This window comes from Tenacibaculum sp. AWR4_210 (genome assembly GCF_056160945.1).
The window spans coordinates 106667-123866 of record NZ_JBSWYF010000007.1 but is presented as its reverse complement, the minus strand read 5'-3'; the positions used below and the strand labels follow the sequence as shown (position 1 = coordinate 123866).

Below are 17200 nucleotides of genomic sequence, written 5' to 3'. Positions count from 1 at the left end.
GAAATGAAAAGTTATGATTGTGAACAGAATGTTTGTAAATTGTTATCATCAAACAATACTACCAATGGATGATCAAGTGTATAATCAGATTTTTCTTAAACCGCGATTTCAATTCGACTTTGCTATGAATGCCGCTGAGCTTTTAGCGCGTTTTGAAGCGCATAAAGGGGTAGAAAATACCTATAGAATTAAAGTAGTAGATGAGCACATTGTAATTGATGTTCCTGAAAAGGAAGCACATTATTGGTCACCGCAATTACAGTTGGAAATCGAAGGAGGTGAAGATGGACTCAGTAAAATTCGGGGATTGTTTGGTCCGAAACCTCAGGTGTGGACGCTATTTATGTTTATTCACTTTGCAGTAGGGACGGCATTTGTCGTATTCGCCGTTTTGGCATATGCTAACTATCGATTAGAAAAGTCCTTGTTTTTACCTGTAACCATGCTGGTAGTACTCCCCCTAATATGGATTAGTTTATACTTTATTGGGAGTATTGGCAAAGCTACAGGTCAAAAACAGATGGACGATTTAAAAGCCTATACAAAAGGCTTGCTATTACAGCTCAAGTCGTCGGCTTAGTCTTTATAACCAAAGCGACGCAGCTGACGGTCGTTAGAACGCCAGTTTTTATTGACTTTAACGTGTAAGTCTAAAAATACTTTTTTATCAAAGAAGTGCTGTAGGTCTTTGCGGGCATCGGTTCCTACGCGTTTAATAGCGCTACCTTTGTGTCCGATAATGATTCCTTTTTGCGTATCGCGTTCAACCATGATCACCGAACGTATTTTGATGATGTTTTCTTCCTCGACAAAGCTTTCCGTTTCAACTTCTACAGAATACGGAATTTCTTTTTTATACTGTTGTAAGATTTTTTCACGGATGGTTTCGTTTACAAAAAAACGTTCTGGTTTATCCGTCAGTTGATCTTTGGGGTAGAAGGGAGGCCCTTCTGGGAGCAATTCGATGATTTTATAGAATACGGTCTCCACATTAAATCGTTCAAGAGCAGAAATGACGAATACAAAAGAATTGGGAACTTTGGCTCTCCAATAGGCAATTTTTTCATCTACCTGTTCTTGTGTGGACTTATCTATTTTATTCAACAAGAGAATCACAGGGATTTTGCTGTGAATAATTTTATTAAAAAAAGCTTCGTTTTTTAGTTCTTTCTCTCCGACTTCTACCATATAGATGAGGACATCAGCATCTTCAAAAGCTGATTTTACAAAATCCATCATGGATTCTTGTAACTCATAGGCAGGTTTGATAATTCCTGGGGTATCTGAAAAGACAATTTGATAATCGTCGTCATTTACGATACCTAATATTCTATGACGGGTAGTTTGCGCCTTAGAGGTAATGATAGAAAGTTTTTCGCCAACAAGGGCGTTCATTAGGGTTGATTTACCAACATTGGGGTTTCCAATGATGTTAACAAATCCAGCTTTATGTGTCATGCTGCAAAGATACGCTCTTTTTTACAGAAGCGACTTTTTTTAATGGCTTGTTAATGATGGTTTTAAAAATAAATGTTTAGAAATTGTTAAGTTTATTTGGAAAATAGTAATAAAAAGTCCTATCTTTGCAACCGCAAATCGCGGGATAGAGCAGTAGGCAGCTCGTCGGGCTCATAACCCGAAGGTCGCAGGTTCGAGTCCTGCTCCCGCTACTGAGTAAAGAGTTTCAAGAGATTGGGGCTCTTTTTTTATTTGGGGTAAATAGCGCATGGAAAAGGTTCAGACGAGCCTCCTTTTCCAGGTCTATTTGAAGAAAGTAATTTATTTTATAAATAATGAATTTATAATCATTACCTATTCAAGACTTTTCTAAATTGATTGAAGAAACGTTCAATTAAGCGTAAATCTTCGGTGATAATTTCTGCTGTCCCGCGCATTTCGTGTTTAAAATTAATCTTTTTATTATAGGATGTAATTAAGTTTTTAGGAAGTAATACATCTATAGTGTAAAACCCTTCCTTACTGGGAATATTAGAAATATTATTAACGGTTCCTCTCAAAACACCAAACTCATAATCAGGATAGTTTTGCAATTTTACATTTACTTGTTGTCCAACTTTTATTTTTCCAGAATTTAGTAAAGGAGTTTTTAGTTTAGCGACATAGTCTGAATATTCAGAAGGAATAATTGTGAAAACCAAATCACCTTGTGTCACCGATTGGTTTTTGTTCCAATAATCCAAAAAAGATACTGTTCCGTTTATTTTAGAGATAAAAGCGTATTGTAATTCCCAATCTTTAATAGCTTTCTTAAGTAAATTAAAAGATTGAATCGTGTTTTTTAATAAAGTCATTTCTTCACGAATACGAGTAATTTCAGTTCCCCTAGACGTTTTATTACTATTAGCTATAGCTTCACGCAATTGAGAGATTGATGAACTCATATTTTGATAGTTACGTTCGGTCTGTAAATACTCTAGTTGTTTAGTCTCATAATCTTGTGCTGAAATAACACCTTTTTCAAATAAGGAATTACTTCTATCCAAATCTTTCTTTTTTAAGTCCAATTCGGTTTTGTTAATTCGCTTCTGAGACCTAAGATTTTGTAGTCTTCTTTTTAATTCAGATGTAGCAATACTATTAGCAATCGCTTCATTTGAATAAGGTTGTAACTTTTTATTTAAAATGTATTGTATATAATTGTTTTCAAAATTGGCATAAACATTTTCAATATCTCCAAGAAATAAAAGAGGTATTTTTTCAATTGGATAAGAAAAGCTATCTTTTTTCAAGGTAATTGTATCTAAAACAGATTTTAAGAAAAATACATCTTCGTGGTTAGCGGTATTTTCAATGAGAGCAATAGGCGTATTCTCCGTAATTTGTTGGTTGTCTTTAACGAAGATAGTGTCTATTTTTCCAGTAACTCTGGCAAATGCTTTTTGAGGAGGATTTTTAGTGGTTACGATTGTTTCTGAAGTGATAATATCTGGATACTTGACAAACCAAGATAAAAGTAACAACATTAGGATTAATACTAATAATAAAGAGTTTCCCCAACGTATCATCCAATGGGGGACTTTAGTAAGTATTTCTTGTACTTCTTCGCTTCGTAGCTCTATATTATCTAAATGATTATTTTCTGGCATTTTATTTTCCTAATTCTAATTGATTTTTTACTAAGTGATAGTAGTTTCCTTTTTTCTGAATTAAAGTATTGTGATTTCCAACCTCCACAATTTTTCCTTTATCCAAGACAACAATTTGATGTGCATTTTTTACAGTACTTAACCTGTGGGCAATCACAACTACTGTTTTATCTTCAAAAAAAGTATTGAGTTTTTCCATAATTACTTTTTCATTATTGGCATCTAATGCACTTGTAGCTTCATCAAAAAATAAAAAGTTTGGATTTTTATACACCGCCCTTGCTATCAACAAACGTTGTTTTTGTCCTGTACTAAGGCCAACACCTTCCATACCTATTTTTGTGTTATAGGAAAGAGGTAAAGATTCAATAAACTCTTGAATGTTGGCGACATCGACCGCATGTGCAAGTTTCTTTTTGTCCACATAATCCTCACCTACAGCGATATTATTAGCAATGGTATCATTAAAAATGTAGCCTTCTTGCATGACAACTCCAGATTGGTGTCTCCATGTTTTTTGAGATATATTTTGTAAATCGTGATTACCAATTTTTATTTGACCATTATTGGGGTCATAAAACTTTAAGAGTAATTTCATTAACGTAGTTTTACCACTTCCACTGACTCCAACTATTGCAGTTACTTTTTTTGCAGGAAAGGTTAAATCTAAATCCTGTAATATCATTTGGCTTGCCCCAATATATCGAAATGATACTTTAGAAAGTTTTATATCTACATTCAATGGGATATTTGTTGTTTTCTCAACATCTTGTTGTTCTTCATCCTCTTTGTTGTGAATTTCTGATAAACGGTCTAATGAGATTTTAGCATCTTGGACTTCTCTGACAAATTCAATGAGTTGCGCTATTGGTGAGTTTAATTGCCCTACAATATAACTGATGGATAACATCATTCCCAAAGTAATATCACCATCGATCACTAATTTTGCAGATAGTACAGTAATTAAAATATTCTTTAGTTCATTAATAAAGCCTGAACCTACACTTTGGTACTGCTCTAAAGCCAAAGTTTCAATAGAAACCTTAAATAAACGAGCTTGTACAAACTCCCATGACCAACGTTTTCTTTTTTCTGCATTGTGCAATTTTATTTCTTGCATACCATTAACAAGTTCAATCACTTTGCTTTGCTCTTGACTCATTTCAGAAAAAAGTTTATGATCTAAATCTCGTCGTTTTTTAAGGAAAATAACAACCCATAAAAAATATAAAAGACTTCCTGTCAGGAATATACCAAAAAGTAATATGTTGTAATACGCCAGTACAAAACTGAATACCAACAAATTCATCATGGAAAATAACACGTTTAATGATGACGTAGTTAGCATCTGTTCAATACGCTTGTGATCGTTAATCCGTTGTAGAATATCTCCAGTCATGCGAGTATCAAAAAACGCAATAGGTAAATTCATCAGTTTTATAAAAAAATCTGAAACTAAAGATATATTAATCCTTGTGCTCAGGTGCAATAATATCCAACTTCGTATAATCTCAATAGCTGTTCTACCAATGAATAGTGCTAATTGGGCAAATAGAACTAAATATATAAAATGTATATCTTGGTTTTTAACACCAATATCAACAATACTTTCGGTTAAAAATGGAAAGATTAGCTGCAATAAACTTGCAGTAACCAACCCAATAACTAACTGCCACAAGAACCGCTTGTATTTAAATAGGTATTTAGATAAAAAATTAAAGCCGAAACCTTGATTGTCTTTTTCAATATCTGAATCGTAGAATTTTGGAGTTGGTTCTATTAATAAGGCTATACCTTCCTCTGTTTGCTCTGTTGCATTATTACCAATCCAATGTTTTAAGAGTTCTTCTTTACTGTATTTAAGTACGCCGTGCGCTGCTGGGTCAGAAATAAAAAAAACATTCTTTTTAATTTTATAAAGAACTACATAATGTTTACTGTTCCAATGAAGGATGCAAGGTAAAGGAGCTTGCAATAAATCGTGCATGTTAATTTTTACCCCTAAACTTCTTAATCCTATTTTTTCTGAAGCATTGCTCAACCCTAATAAACTACTTCCTTCTCTTGTAGTTTCACTTAATTCACGAAGGTATTGTATAGAGATTGTCTTCCCGTAATGCTTAGCAATTATCTTGACACAGGTTGAACCGCAATCCTTCTGATCGGGTTGTTTGTAATGAGGAAATGATTTAATCATTCTTATTATAAAATCTTAAATTCTAAGGTGCTTAATTGTCTTTTTCTTTAGGCTTATAGTAACGTTTTTATTTTGAGATTGATAGCAATCAATTTGCGCTTACCTATACGGGCTCAAAATTTTCGCAGGAATTTAGTTTATACCATTTCTCATCAGAATAATGAAGGTCTGAATTTGAAAAACAACAATAGCGGAACTTACATGATTTGCATTTTTCAATTAGATCATTATGGATGTCCCACTTTTTCTGAAATTCGGAGCTTCGAAACACTTGGCTTATTGAAACATCAGTAGCTGATAAATTTCCAAAATGCTCTTGATGATTTATGTAATTTTTTATAAAACCAAATTCATCAATACAAATTTTACGATTAAGAGCAGTGTTGTATTTCTTTGATTCCATGAAGCTCTTCAAAGTAAAAGTGAAATTTGTAGGAACGATTTTTTCAGTCCAATTTAATTCTTCATCTTTTATTCTTTTTATTGATACATAATTCTCATTTGTCTCCGTCTTAAATTCTTCGGAACCTAAATAAGTTACAGAATTAACTCTGATATTTTGGTTGAAAAAATCCATAGAAAATACGTTTTCAAAAGAACTCGGAATAACTACATCAATACATTTCAAAAAAGAATTTGTTGTAGCATTAAAAATTTTTGAGATTTCTTCTGACGTTATATTACTATCTGATTTAATGGAAAGCAGTAACATTTGGCAGCCTAGTTGATTAAGTTCATTTATTACTTTAACATAATCATATTGAGACGAGGAACCAATTTCTAAGATTGCTGAATAGCATTCATTCTCAAAATATATATCTTCGCTAATCTTAGGGAAATTTTCAGGATGGTCAGTTAAAAAACATATTTCTTCAGTGAGAAAATAATCAATAATCTCAATTATATTATTTCCGAATTTTGAGATAATGAAATCGATACTTTTTCCGTCTATTTCTTTTAATACATCGTATGTTATTTTAGTGATAGAAATAAGTTTTAGTCTTGTTAAATCATATATTACACAACCATCATCCCCTTCAACTAAATAGCAATCTGTAAAAACTCTCAAAAATTTGCTTTTATCCATAATTCAAAATTATTGTTGTGTTTAATTTATAGTATTCTCTGACATGATATTGATTAGTATTTATCAAGGAATTTCGACCTAAAAAAAGTTGGCTTCCATTATTATCATCTGAATATTCAAATGAATCAATTAAAATAGTGTTAAGGGATAACTGTTCAAGTGAAATATCCGAATTAAGAAGTTTTTTCTTCATTTCTGGTTAAATATTTATATATATGATACTCTATATTATAATTACAAGGCTTGCTAACCATTCCAAATTGTCCAACTGAATTGATTTCTAAAAAGTAGTATTTTCCATCTGTACCTTTGATAATATCAATTGAACCCGTATTAAAATCGATCGCTTTTAACAGTTTTTTTATTTTAGCTTTTAATTCTTCAGGTAAAGTAAAGGGGATATTTCTGTTTGGCTTTTCTCGATCGTATTTTCTGAAATCTACAGCCGTTTTTTTGTTATTCTGAGAGAATATAGCCATGCTGTAAAAGTTTTCTCCCATCACAAAAGTTCTGATTTCAAAATCTTTTTCTACTTTTTCTTGCAATAAACTCGGAGAGAAGTAATTTGGTATTTTTTCTAGTATAGAATCTGTCAATTCATTCGTATAAGATATATGTCTTTGTTCTAAGTCATTGTCTATGGCAAATATTGGTTCAAAGATCGATTTCGTTATAAGGGAATTATTAACCTCTTTTTGGAATTCTAATATTTGACTCTTTTTAGTAACTACTTTGGTTCTAGGAATGCAAATGCCTAATCTGTTTGCCAGAGATAGAATTTCTAGTTTGTTTACTCTAGTTTTTAATCTATTTCCTAATACGACCGAGCCATGTAAAGAAGAATTGAAAATGTATTCATAAAGTTCTCTTAATTCCGATTTTTGATTCGATTTTATTTTATCAAAAAGAATTTTAGACAGATCTGATTCAGTCTGGTCTATTACCATGTTGTCAAAATTAGCCCTCGGTCTTCTATACCAAATTGAAGTATACTTTTTTGCAAGATTTTCATCGTTAACTTCTGTTTTACCAGGAATGCTGATGTCAACACTATCGAAATTAAAATAGTCAAAATACAGATCATTATTACGATCAATCATTTTGTATGAATCAAGATTCAATCTTTTGAAATGTACACCATGTCTATAAAACCAGCTACAAACTTCATCTGAAGATTTATCACTATCTTGAGTTACTATTAAATGCTTTTCCATTGATTTTTATTTTAAAATAAAATTATCTCTACGTTCAAATAATAATTTACTAATAGAGATAATCTTTGTAAGTTAACTTCTTACTCAATACTTATTGAGCAATGGTTTAATCGTCGTGAATATCACCAACTGATTTAGTTTTAACAATCCAACCTAAAAAGTTTACATACGAATGGGTCATTTCAGCACATTGACGTGGACGCCCCATTTCACCACCTTTGATTGTGTCTAAAGTCTCAATTTCTTTAATTTTAAAATCTTCTAATTTTAACATAATAAAATAATTTAAATATTAACTCTTCTTTTATAGGATGAAGAATATCTCCTACTGAGATAATCTGCAGCTTATCCCATCGATGGTGCTAATTTAAATTGCGTTTGTGCAAATATTTTGCACTCAGAAAAAATTATTAGAAATTTTATCTTCGTTTACTTAAGGATTATTTACTCTCAATAAACCCAAGGACGAAATCACATTGATAGGAGTAATAATATGTTCTTCTTATTTGACAATATTCTATAGGTGCCCCCATATTTTTCATTAGCTCAAGAATATTATATACACTTCGTTTAGAAACGCATAGACGTCGTGATAATTCATGAGCTGTTCCCGTTGATTTTAGCTTGATTAAGCTATCGACTCTTTCTATAACTTGTATTTTTTGAATAAACTGCAATTTTTTTCTTATTTTAATTAATACTTTTTCAATAACTTGGGTCACCTGTTTTTAGGACAGGTGGAATTTTTAATTCGGATTAAATTGAATGTTGAAGCGCTTTAAATATTCTTCTATCGTCCCCATTCCCATTTTTTTTCTTCTTTCGTTTACTGTTGCAGGATTTTCTAATTGATACAATTTGCCGTCTTTGATCTGTGAACCATATATTTGAGGTTTTCCCTCATCCATTAAAATCCTGTCTTTCATCAATGCATATTGCTGTTTAGATAAATCTCCATTTTTTACTGCTTTCTCTATCTGTGGGAAGTATTTTTTTCTATGCTTTTTAGTAGTATGTTGTAGCCCCAACCATATTGCAGTCATTTCTTTTTGAGTTACTTCATTTAATGTTGGGATACCACACTTTTCAATAATGCTAATTACTAATTCTTGATTTCTATGATCTTCTTTAGCATGTTTGATGAGATCATTGGCCTTTCTAATCTTTTGATCACTCTCATAAACCTCGCTCAAAATTTGAAGTTTTTTACTACAATCAACGTCAATAATGTCTACTGATCCTACATAGACAAAATTATCTCTTTTGATATAGAGAAAAATTGATACGGATACAATAAAAATAGTTAAGATACTCAAGAGTATTTTTTTCATTTGTTTGGTATTTATTTTGATGGCCTACTCTTTTTTAGGTTTTTCGGCTTCCACCTATTTGTTCTACGATAAATATTTTTGATCTTTTAAGTTCATTTTGTAAAATGGAGCCTGAAAGAATTTTCAGACAGAAATCTTCGGAAAAAAATCTTCAGAGAATAATCTTCAGACAGCAATCTTTAAACAGTAATACTCAGATAGTAATATTCAGGCAGCAATTTTCAGATAGTAATTTTAAATAGTAATATTCAGGTAGCAATTTTCAGATAGTAATTTTAAATAGTAATATTCAGGCAGCAATTTTCAGATAGTAATTTTAAATAGTAATATTCAGGCAGTAATTTTCAAATAGTAATTTTTAAATAGTAATATTCAGATAGCAATTCTTAAATATTTGACGAAAGTAAAAATTATTTGATAAAAAACAATGGTATTCGTAAACTTTTATTCTTTCTAAATATCTCAACAGGTGTACAACCACCGCACATCTGAATGCTTATCGAGAAAAAATATTGAGTCATTCTTAGTGGAAAGTCAACATAGCTACAATTTGATTAGGGATTTCGCCAAAAATCCTGTGAGTGAGATTTTGTTGTCTTGATAGCAATACTTCTTTTAGAAGTTGAAGTTTTTTTTTAATCAAATGGGCAGTTTTTCCACAGGTTGGATTTTCTAATTGTCAATCCCCAAAGGAAAAAATCAATAGTTGGTGTCATTGAAAATAGTACCTTCTAGTCTAGATCGATACGTGTAATTTTAAAGCTCTCTATCTCGCTGTATTCTTTTTGAAGAGTTCTCTATGGATCGTAACAGTATTAAAAAGGATAATTCCTATTTCAAAAACTAATTTAAAATATACTATGTTTCTTTCGAATTTGAGTAAACAGATTCCCGTGAGAATAGATCTAATTCTTTTCTTTAGCCTTTTCCATTGGATCAAAACCGTACATAAATGTATTCAGTTGTCCATTCGAACTATTCAGTCCGACGATGTCCATGAGTTCCTCAAAATACGAACAAACTCGTTCTCGGTCTTCCGTATCCAATTTCATATAAACATCTGCAAATCTTGACAGTCCGATTTTAATTTTCTCTTGATATTTTTTGTCAGTCGGATTTTCGGATGTTGCAACACTTTGAAAGTCGGATGCGACGTTGTTAATTTTCTCTGTAAAAATTGAGCGCATTTTTTCATTGGCGACTCCGTTATAGTAATTTTCGGCTACGAACTTTTTCTTTGCGATAAATTGCGCAAATTTTTCATTCGCATTTTCTGGTGTTTTCATCTCAATAGCACTTTGTCCGTAACCAGTTAAGGTTAACAACAGGACAATTATGTTAATGTATTTCTTCATTTCTAAAATGTACGGAGGTATAAACCAACCTGCGTTTTAATGCAGCTTAGGTTTTGCCGTATTTAGTTTTTTCAATTTTTCAGCGTATAATTGATCTTCAGACGTTGGGCTGTTTTCTAAGGTACTTATAATTTGATTTCTAAGTCGGTCGTTTTTAGTGTTTTCATAAGGGACAACTAATTCCTTAATGTTTCCTTCATTTTGCATTGACAAAGCCGAAAGTAGATATCCTTGGTAGTCTTCCTCCCATTTAACTGTAAATGCTCTGATTTTCTGTAGTAGTTTTTCATCTCTACCGTAAGAGGCTAAAAACTGGATCGACAAAATTTGAGCTTTTTTGTTTTTGGAATCTATATTTTTCCAACAAGTTTGCTTTACGGCTACATCATCATATTTTACAAATATCCCACCCAATATTTGAATAGGTAAACTCGTGTCATTTACAAATTGTTCAAAAATTAAATCAGAAGTATTCGGAACTTTATTATTCATTAAAGCTATAATATTCCACTGTTTTAAAATAGTTTTTTCACCTTCTGATAATCTTTTTATTAGTTTGTTATTGTAGAGAGAATCTTTCATAAAACCAATTAACCTGTAAGATAATGCTCGCTTGTATACATCCTCAGATTGAAAAAAACTTTCTAAGGATTTAGTATATAGGTCACAACTCTTAATGTTTTTAAGACTGTCAGTTTTGTGATACTTTTTTTCTGCTTCTTTTGCAAAAAGATAATTATTGATATCATAAAAACCTTCCTCAGAATCAATTTTGTTGTTTAAGACATCCGTTATTTTATTCTTTAATGAGTTTGGAATTTTACAGGTGTTCTGAATCTTTTTGTTACACGAGGTAATTACTGAAATAGTAATAATTAATAATGCTCTTTTCATTTTATAAACAATTTATTTTCAATAAACACAACATGTTGTTGCACAGTTTAATGCGTAATTTAGTCAATAAAAACCGAATAGAAAATAGACGAAGCTGTTCATCAATAGGCTATCGGTAGTAATGAATGCTATACGCTGTTGGTAATAGTTATTTATTCAGTTGTTGTTTAGGATGTTTTTGAAGTCTATTAATCTTTCTACTATTCCCTTAGATATTTTGAAAATACGTTTGCGTAGCGGTCGTCAAAACTCAGTTTTGTTATATCCTTGAATTTGTGCTTTGTGTTTTTTTTATCCAAAACACCTTGAGCATTAAAATATCTGATTGAAATAGACTTTTTATTAATACGCTTTAATTGTCCAATGCAAAAAAAGTTTTGCTTCGGATGTTCACATTCCGATATTATTATTAATTCCGTTGCTTTAACGTCTTCTGCTATTGAATTCCAGTTGGTCAAATCAATTTTGTATTTGGCTTTAACCTCATTTATTACCCCTTCTTCTTTTAAAATTCGATGGATAGTTTTGTCGTTCTTATTAAATCGAACGTGTTTAATTGTTTGAATGGGAATAATTTGATATCCTAAAACTCTGAAATCATCAGTTTCTTGTAGTAGTATAAAATCAGGCGACTTATCAAGGATAAATCCAGTAGAGATTCCTTGAAAACCACCTTTTTTCCTAGTCAGTCGTACGTATAGTTTTTCAGAACAATGTTTTTCTAATTTTGCTATAATTTTCTCTTTTTTCATGGCACTGTATTAGCGTTTATTTTTATTGTTTCGTATTCTGTATGTTCTAATTATATTTTCTAATTCTCTTTGTGTTATATTCAGTGAATCAATTGCTGTTTGTTCAAACTTGTCTTCGTCGTAATAGAAAGTTAGATAGGCTTTAGCTGAGTTGCCGAAACCTTCTTGAACAACTTCCTCACTTTTTATAGTTGACCAATTTTTAAATGACAGGTTCTTAGTTTGGATTCCTTTCGAGTCGATTATTAGTATTGGTTTTGTATCGAGTACTTTTCGAAGTTCTTTTATGGTGCTGTAAATTCCAATCCCTATCGTAATTATGCTCAAAATATAGAGTTTGATTCCCCCTTTACTAAAAAGGTAAATTCCAACTCCAATTATTAAAATAGAAACTATGAGATTAACATAACACTCTACCTTAGAGTGGTATATTTCTGTTTTAGGTGGGAGAGAGTAGTCTTCTCTAAATTTATCTTTTTGTTCAAATTTCTTCTCAAGTATTTTAAGCTTAATTTTATCCTTGGCAGTCCTAATTTCCGTTTTTTCGAAAATATTTCCGTCATTCCAAATTAATTTTTCTTGGATAGCTCTTTTCTTTAATTCGTGAACGTTTCTCACATTTTCAAAAGCCCAAATTCTCCATTTGGTAATCATAAAACTCCAAATCAACCAAGCAAAAAGAAATCCTATTAAAAACCCTGCTCCAATTCCCCAGCTCGGAATTGAATACTGTACTGATAAGTACATAGCAAAAGCTGGACAACCAATAATTACAATAAACACGGGAGCATTTACGATTAAATGTCCTTTTTTTATTGCTTCTTCAACTGTAATTTGTTTTCTCATTTTTTTGATAAATCGCACTAATTTTTCGGTTAAGCAAAGACTTTAGCAATTTCGAGTGGATTCTGATATAGTTGAAACTACCATAATTGCTTTTATACCAGACTGGCAAGAGTTTTTTATATGGGTTCAAAGAAGGCGTCTTTGAAAGCAAAATCATTATTTGAGTCAATTTCTACAATAATTTCATGAGAGTCTAAAAAGTCTCTGTCTAAAAACCTCATAGTAATTTCACTTCGTTCAGAATAGATCGGTACATCTCCTTCTGTCAGATAGTCTAAGTATTTCTCGTACGAAAACACAATATCGTCGAGTTTAATGCTATTTCTTAATCGTTCAATTTCATTTTTCCTTTTATCTTTTTCGAAATTAGAAACCAATTTATTAATCATTTGTTAATTATTACTAGTAGTTTCATTTATGCATAGTTACATGGGGGGTTACTAAAGTTTTTAAGTGAATCCCCTAGCAGAAAATTTACTAGGATTCTTCAAGATAGTAGCAATGAACTGACTAGGTGGTTGTATAACGCTTTTGTCAGAACATATCGTTAATATTTTTGTCTGAATTCAATTCGATATTTTTCAAATCTATGTATTCAAATAAATTTCCTAATTCCTGAATGTCCTTTTTTAAGAAAGTTAAATATACTCTTTTAAAATTAGCTTTGTTAAGTTTTTCTTTTATTGAAAAAATTAACTCACCAGACACATTTTTATCTGAAATAAGTCTAAAACTAACAAAAGGTAAATTTTCATTTGTATAACATCCTTTTACTTTATCTAAGAACTTTTCAAGATTTTCAATATCTATATACTCATGTCTTACTTGAATTCTATCTCTGTCTATGAAAAAAACATTTTTTTTAGGTTTCGGACGTCCAATGATTATATTTTCTATCCCCGCTCCAATAGGTATTTCATCTATTTTGACGAGACTCTGATTAGCTATTTCAGGAAATCTAACATCAATGATTAGATTTTTTTTATAATCTTCTAAAATATGAGCGTTTGTTAATTCGTGTTTTTCTCCAATATAATCTCCATAATCTTGAACATTTTTAAGGAGAAGACTTTTGGGGCCTGCAGTGTAAGAGAAAAAACCTCCACAACCTCCAAAAATTAAATACTTTTCTTTTGGTTCATGTCTGATTTGATACGGTTCAAAAGTATATTTTTCAGAATATACTAATGTGTCACTTTGGTTACTGATGTCCAAAGTGTGATATTCAAATTCAGCAAACTTCGGTTTTAAATGCCAATGTCCTTCTATATTTTTTGAATTATGACAGCCCCAAAAAAGCAATGTACTAAAAATTATAAAACAGATATTTTTCATTATTGTAGTTCTCTCGGGTTAAATGGAGTATGGTGGTCTCGTATAGCTTTTATTTATAGTTTTATGTGTTTTTAATTTTCGATCAATTTTTACGACTCGTATTTCTGAGTAAATTCGCACGCAATAGGATCCACTCGGAATTTCGGTTAAGCATCGTTGTAAACTGTCCTATATTTCATTGTTTTGAGTTGCTAAGAATTCCTCCTTATTCTTTTCGTAATTCTCTTTTGAACTCTTCAGTTCTTGAATTTTACTCACAGCGTTATCAAGTAATAGTATAATAACAATTGCCATAATGTTCATATAGACAAAATCATTTTGTCCAGTGCTCATGATATTTAATTTAAATTCGCTTGAAATTATTCCTAATTTGAATTCAATAATCGATTTTGTGATATTGTAACCCAAAAAGAAATTTCCACCAGAAGTTAATAAATAAGTCGTTCCACCTGTTGAAATAGCAAATAGTTGGAAATATTGTAAGATTCTTGAGTGCAAAACTCCATTCTCTTTATGTTTATACAACATTATTCCAGCATAAATAGAGTATGCGTAGAAGCCCATGGCGATTAATAAAATTAATAAGACATACAGGTTTATTTCCATTCGTTGTAATATCAACCAGAGAATCATTCCGATTCCTGATATTCCTCCAACTATTTCAAGTATCCCTATTCCTTTTAGAACATTTACGTTTGTTTTTAATTTTTTTTTGATCTCTTTTATCATTTTTAATTTTTTTATTTTGTTGTAAACGGTCTTGTATGACCTTGATTTAGGTGCTTTAATTTTTTATCAAACACGCACGCTCGCAATACCGAATGGATTCAAATACAGTGCTAACTACCGTGATTGCTTAGTGTTTGAGGTAAAATAAAATTCGTTAGAAATAGGGGCATAAATACCATTAGAGATATTGTAAAAATCCTCTCTATTTTTCAAGTTAAACTTTATTAATTTTTTGAAATCAGATGTTGCTTTAATCTCTGCATAGAACATCGAATAAAAGTTACTTTCTTTATCTAAAGCAGAAGTGATTAATCCATCTTTATAAATTGAATTAGTATAAGTATCTAATTCGATATTAGTTTTTTTTAGATGATAAGTACCTTTACAAGAAACAATAACTAAAGTTACCAGTATAACATAGGTTATTTTTTTCATTTTCAATTTTTTGCTAACGTTTTGAGTAGCGTTATTTGCGATTTTTTGTTGTAAAGTTACGTAAAAATGATGAGCTTTTGGCTTTTAGAGATGAAGTAAGAAGGAATAAAACCTCCATGTAAATCTCCGTCATGACCTGCTAAGTACGTGTTTAAACGTAGAAAAATAAAAGCACGAATACTTAAAGACGACCTTAAATAATACATTGAGCTTCTTTTCATAGCAGGGATAACGTCATTGTGTATGAAATGTGACCTGTGAAAAGACAGTAACTATTCTGATTAATACCGAGTCGAATATTGATGTTTTGTTTTTAGTTTGTCATTTCTTATAAGCACATTAAGAATTTAGCTTCCTTTTTATCCTATACAACAAACCTCTTGGTTAACTATTTATTAGTTGTGTTTTATATATGTTTTTAGCGGCTGGCTTTTTTATTTGCGGTTTTCAATTCTCTTCAATGGTCATGAGTTGGTCCGAATTGAACATTGCTGCTGGAGAGATCACTAGTTCGTTCCAGGGAATATGGTCTCCGTAGCGTTCTTTCATTTTAGCCTTCACAATATCCTTGGTTAAGTTAAAGTCCGATAGCTTTTCCAGTTGTCCAATTGCTATATCGGTTGCCTGTTTATAGATTTTCCAAACGAGTTCAGAGCAATAGATCTTATCGTCTGACCATTCAAAGTAAAGGTCATAGGGCTTCCCTTTATATTGCTCCGCAATTTTCTTCATTTTACTCAAAGTAGCTCTGGACAACAGTCGATCGGCGTTTTTAAGTCGTTTTATAACGTAATGTCCATTTTTACCGCGATGTATCCAAACTGCTAGTGGTGTAAATTTTACGGGTTGCACCGCTTCGTAAACGAAAAACTGTCCATCCTTCTTGAAAATAATCCCCATATGACTGTATTGGGAGTTTGTAGCTAATTGAATGGCCTTACTTTGGGGAGATGTTGAGGTTTGAAAAATGATATCGCCCTCATTTATTTTAACTTTTTGCTCGGATCCCTGAAGTTGGATAACCTTTTTTTGTTCGAGTTGAACGAGTTCTTTAGCTCCTGTTGCAAACAAAGACATTTTCGTTCCGAAGTACGTCAGGAAAGCTAAACTTCCTGTTACTAGTAGTAGACTAATTTTTTTCATGCTGTTTTGACTGTTTTGACTGTTTTTCTGTACTCGCTCGAATTAGTTGTTCGAAACTCCAAAAGTTAGTTTTAGGTGGCTGCTGGTAACATCCACTCAGAAATAGTAACGACCAATATACTACTCTAGTACTCTGGTTTAGAATATCCATTTAATAGTTGTAAAAAATCCTATCAGTATCATAGCGATGAGTAGTAGGATGCTACTAAAAATTAAGAATCCATAAAATTGGTCTTTCCATGTTTGTTTTTCTTCAGGAATGATCTGTTGATTAGCTGTTTTTAATTCTTTTGTAAGAATGATATTTTCAAAAAAGTAATTTGCATTCGGATCAGTCCAGTCAAGTTCTAAATCAATATAATCAACCGTGTCCTTTTTAATTTTTTGATTTCTAACCTTTAGAATTGCTTTTAACAGTTCAGACGAAAATAAGCTAAGTCCTTGTTCATTGGCCTTGATACAAGTATTATATTCATCTCCATCTTGATGATAAAATCCAAAAAGAGCAGTTTCCTTTTTATGATGTTCCTCTAAATAGGATATGATGTTTTCTAATTCTTTTTCGGTCATTTTTTTAGCAGTTTTTCTAAGTATGCTTGTTATTCCAAATGTAAAGTAAATGCTAGCATCATCAAAGGGCTGCGGGATTTTTGTTATTGATGTATTCGGCTGTGAGAGTACTCAAAGCGTTGGGCCAATTGGTGGTTTTTGATGATATTATGGTTAATTTCAAAGTATGGCAGCGGTATTTTTAAACTCGTAGGGAGTTTCTTGC

Annotated in this window: 18 protein-coding genes and 1 tRNA gene; 2 read left to right on the top strand and 17 right to left on the bottom strand. The window is 31.4% G+C overall.

Going from position 1 to position 17200, the window contains the following annotated elements; translation table 11 throughout:
• Window positions 1-64 precede the first annotated feature (64 nt).
• The gene (locus tag ACXAG7_RS14035; protein WP_476667199.1) at window positions 65-580 is read left to right on the top strand and encodes a GTP-binding protein; all 516 of its coding nucleotides are present in this window, start codon (window positions 65-67) and stop codon (window positions 578-580) included.
• Here ACXAG7_RS14035 and era read toward each other — a convergent pair.
• A complete protein-coding gene (gene era / locus ACXAG7_RS14030) occupies window positions 577-1458 on the bottom strand; it encodes a GTPase Era (protein WP_408042463.1) in 882 nt (293 codons plus the stop codon). The genes ACXAG7_RS14035 and era overlap by 4 nt on opposite strands.
• A 139-nt stretch (window positions 1459-1597) precedes the next feature.
• Between era and ACXAG7_RS14025 the strand changes: the two genes are divergently transcribed.
• A tRNA-Met gene (locus tag ACXAG7_RS14025) sits at window positions 1598-1670 on the top strand.
• A gap of 138 nt (window positions 1671-1808) precedes the next feature.
• Here the strand turns inward: ACXAG7_RS14025 and ACXAG7_RS14020 are convergent.
• From ACXAG7_RS14020 to ACXAG7_RS13945, 16 genes are all read right to left on the bottom strand, one after another.
• Complete coding sequence (locus ACXAG7_RS14020) at window positions 1809-3107, bottom strand: HlyD family secretion protein (RefSeq protein ID WP_476667198.1); 1299 nt, start codon at window positions 3105-3107, stop codon at window positions 1809-1811.
• A 1-nt stretch (window position 3108) separates the two neighbouring features.
• Window positions 3109-5301 (bottom strand): peptidase domain-containing ABC transporter, encoded by a 2193-nt coding sequence (locus ACXAG7_RS14015; RefSeq protein ID WP_408042666.1) that lies wholly within the window; start codon window positions 5299-5301, stop codon window positions 3109-3111.
• Window positions 5302-5407: 106 nt separating this feature from the next.
• Window positions 5408-6391 carry a hypothetical protein gene (locus ACXAG7_RS14010; protein ID WP_476667197.1) on the bottom strand — a complete coding sequence of 328 codons (984 nt, stop codon included), beginning with the start codon at window positions 6389-6391 and terminating at the stop codon, window positions 5408-5410.
• 173 nt (window positions 6392-6564) lie between these two features.
• On the bottom strand, window positions 6565-7605 hold the full coding sequence (gene gwsG, locus ACXAG7_RS14005; protein WP_408042466.1) for a grasp-with-spasm system ATP-grasp peptide maturase: 1041 nt from the start codon (window positions 7603-7605) through the stop codon (window positions 6565-6567).
• A gap of 106 nt (window positions 7606-7711) precedes the next feature.
• On the bottom strand, window positions 7712-7879 hold the full coding sequence (locus ACXAG7_RS14000) for a hypothetical protein (RefSeq protein WP_408042467.1): 168 nt from the start codon (window positions 7877-7879) through the stop codon (window positions 7712-7714).
• Between the two features lie 472 nt (window positions 7880-8351).
• A complete protein-coding gene (locus ACXAG7_RS13995) occupies window positions 8352-8936 on the bottom strand; it encodes a DUF6624 domain-containing protein (RefSeq protein WP_408042468.1) in 585 nt (194 codons plus the stop codon).
• A gap of 905 nt (window positions 8937-9841) precedes the next feature.
• Window positions 9842-10291 carry a DUF4844 domain-containing protein gene (locus tag ACXAG7_RS13990; protein ID WP_476667196.1) on the bottom strand — a complete coding sequence of 150 codons (450 nt, stop codon included), beginning with the start codon at window positions 10289-10291 and terminating at the stop codon, window positions 9842-9844.
• Window positions 10292-10327: 36 nt separating this feature from the next.
• On the bottom strand, window positions 10328-11185 hold the full coding sequence (locus ACXAG7_RS13985) for a hypothetical protein (RefSeq protein ID WP_476667195.1): 858 nt from the start codon (window positions 11183-11185) through the stop codon (window positions 10328-10330).
• A gap of 200 nt (window positions 11186-11385) precedes the next feature.
• The gene (locus ACXAG7_RS13980; RefSeq protein WP_476667194.1) at window positions 11386-11937 is read right to left on the bottom strand and encodes a hypothetical protein; all 552 of its coding nucleotides are present in this window, start codon (window positions 11935-11937) and stop codon (window positions 11386-11388) included.
• Between the two features lie 9 nt (window positions 11938-11946).
• The gene (locus tag ACXAG7_RS13975) at window positions 11947-12783 is read right to left on the bottom strand and encodes a hypothetical protein (protein ID WP_476667193.1); all 837 of its coding nucleotides are present in this window, start codon (window positions 12781-12783) and stop codon (window positions 11947-11949) included.
• Window positions 12784-12899: 116 nt separating this feature from the next.
• The gene (locus ACXAG7_RS13970; protein WP_408042473.1) at window positions 12900-13172 is read right to left on the bottom strand and encodes a hypothetical protein; all 273 of its coding nucleotides are present in this window, start codon (window positions 13170-13172) and stop codon (window positions 12900-12902) included.
• 145 nt (window positions 13173-13317) lie between these two features.
• The gene (locus ACXAG7_RS13965; RefSeq protein WP_408042474.1) at window positions 13318-14118 is read right to left on the bottom strand and encodes a hypothetical protein; all 801 of its coding nucleotides are present in this window, start codon (window positions 14116-14118) and stop codon (window positions 13318-13320) included.
• A 168-nt stretch (window positions 14119-14286) separates the two neighbouring features.
• Complete coding sequence (locus ACXAG7_RS13960) at window positions 14287-14847, bottom strand: hypothetical protein (RefSeq protein WP_476667192.1); 561 nt, start codon at window positions 14845-14847, stop codon at window positions 14287-14289.
• Window positions 14848-14961: 114 nt separating this feature from the next.
• Window positions 14962-15282, bottom strand: coding sequence for a hypothetical protein (locus tag ACXAG7_RS13955; protein WP_476667191.1), 321 nt, complete (start codon window positions 15280-15282; stop codon window positions 14962-14964).
• A gap of 447 nt (window positions 15283-15729) precedes the next feature.
• A complete protein-coding gene (locus tag ACXAG7_RS13950; RefSeq protein ID WP_408042477.1) occupies window positions 15730-16425 on the bottom strand; it encodes a YiiX family permuted papain-like enzyme in 696 nt (231 codons plus the stop codon).
• A gap of 138 nt (window positions 16426-16563) precedes the next feature.
• A complete protein-coding gene (locus tag ACXAG7_RS13945; RefSeq protein WP_408042478.1) occupies window positions 16564-16995 on the bottom strand; it encodes a hypothetical protein in 432 nt (143 codons plus the stop codon).
• Window positions 16996-17200: the final 205 nt, after the last annotated feature.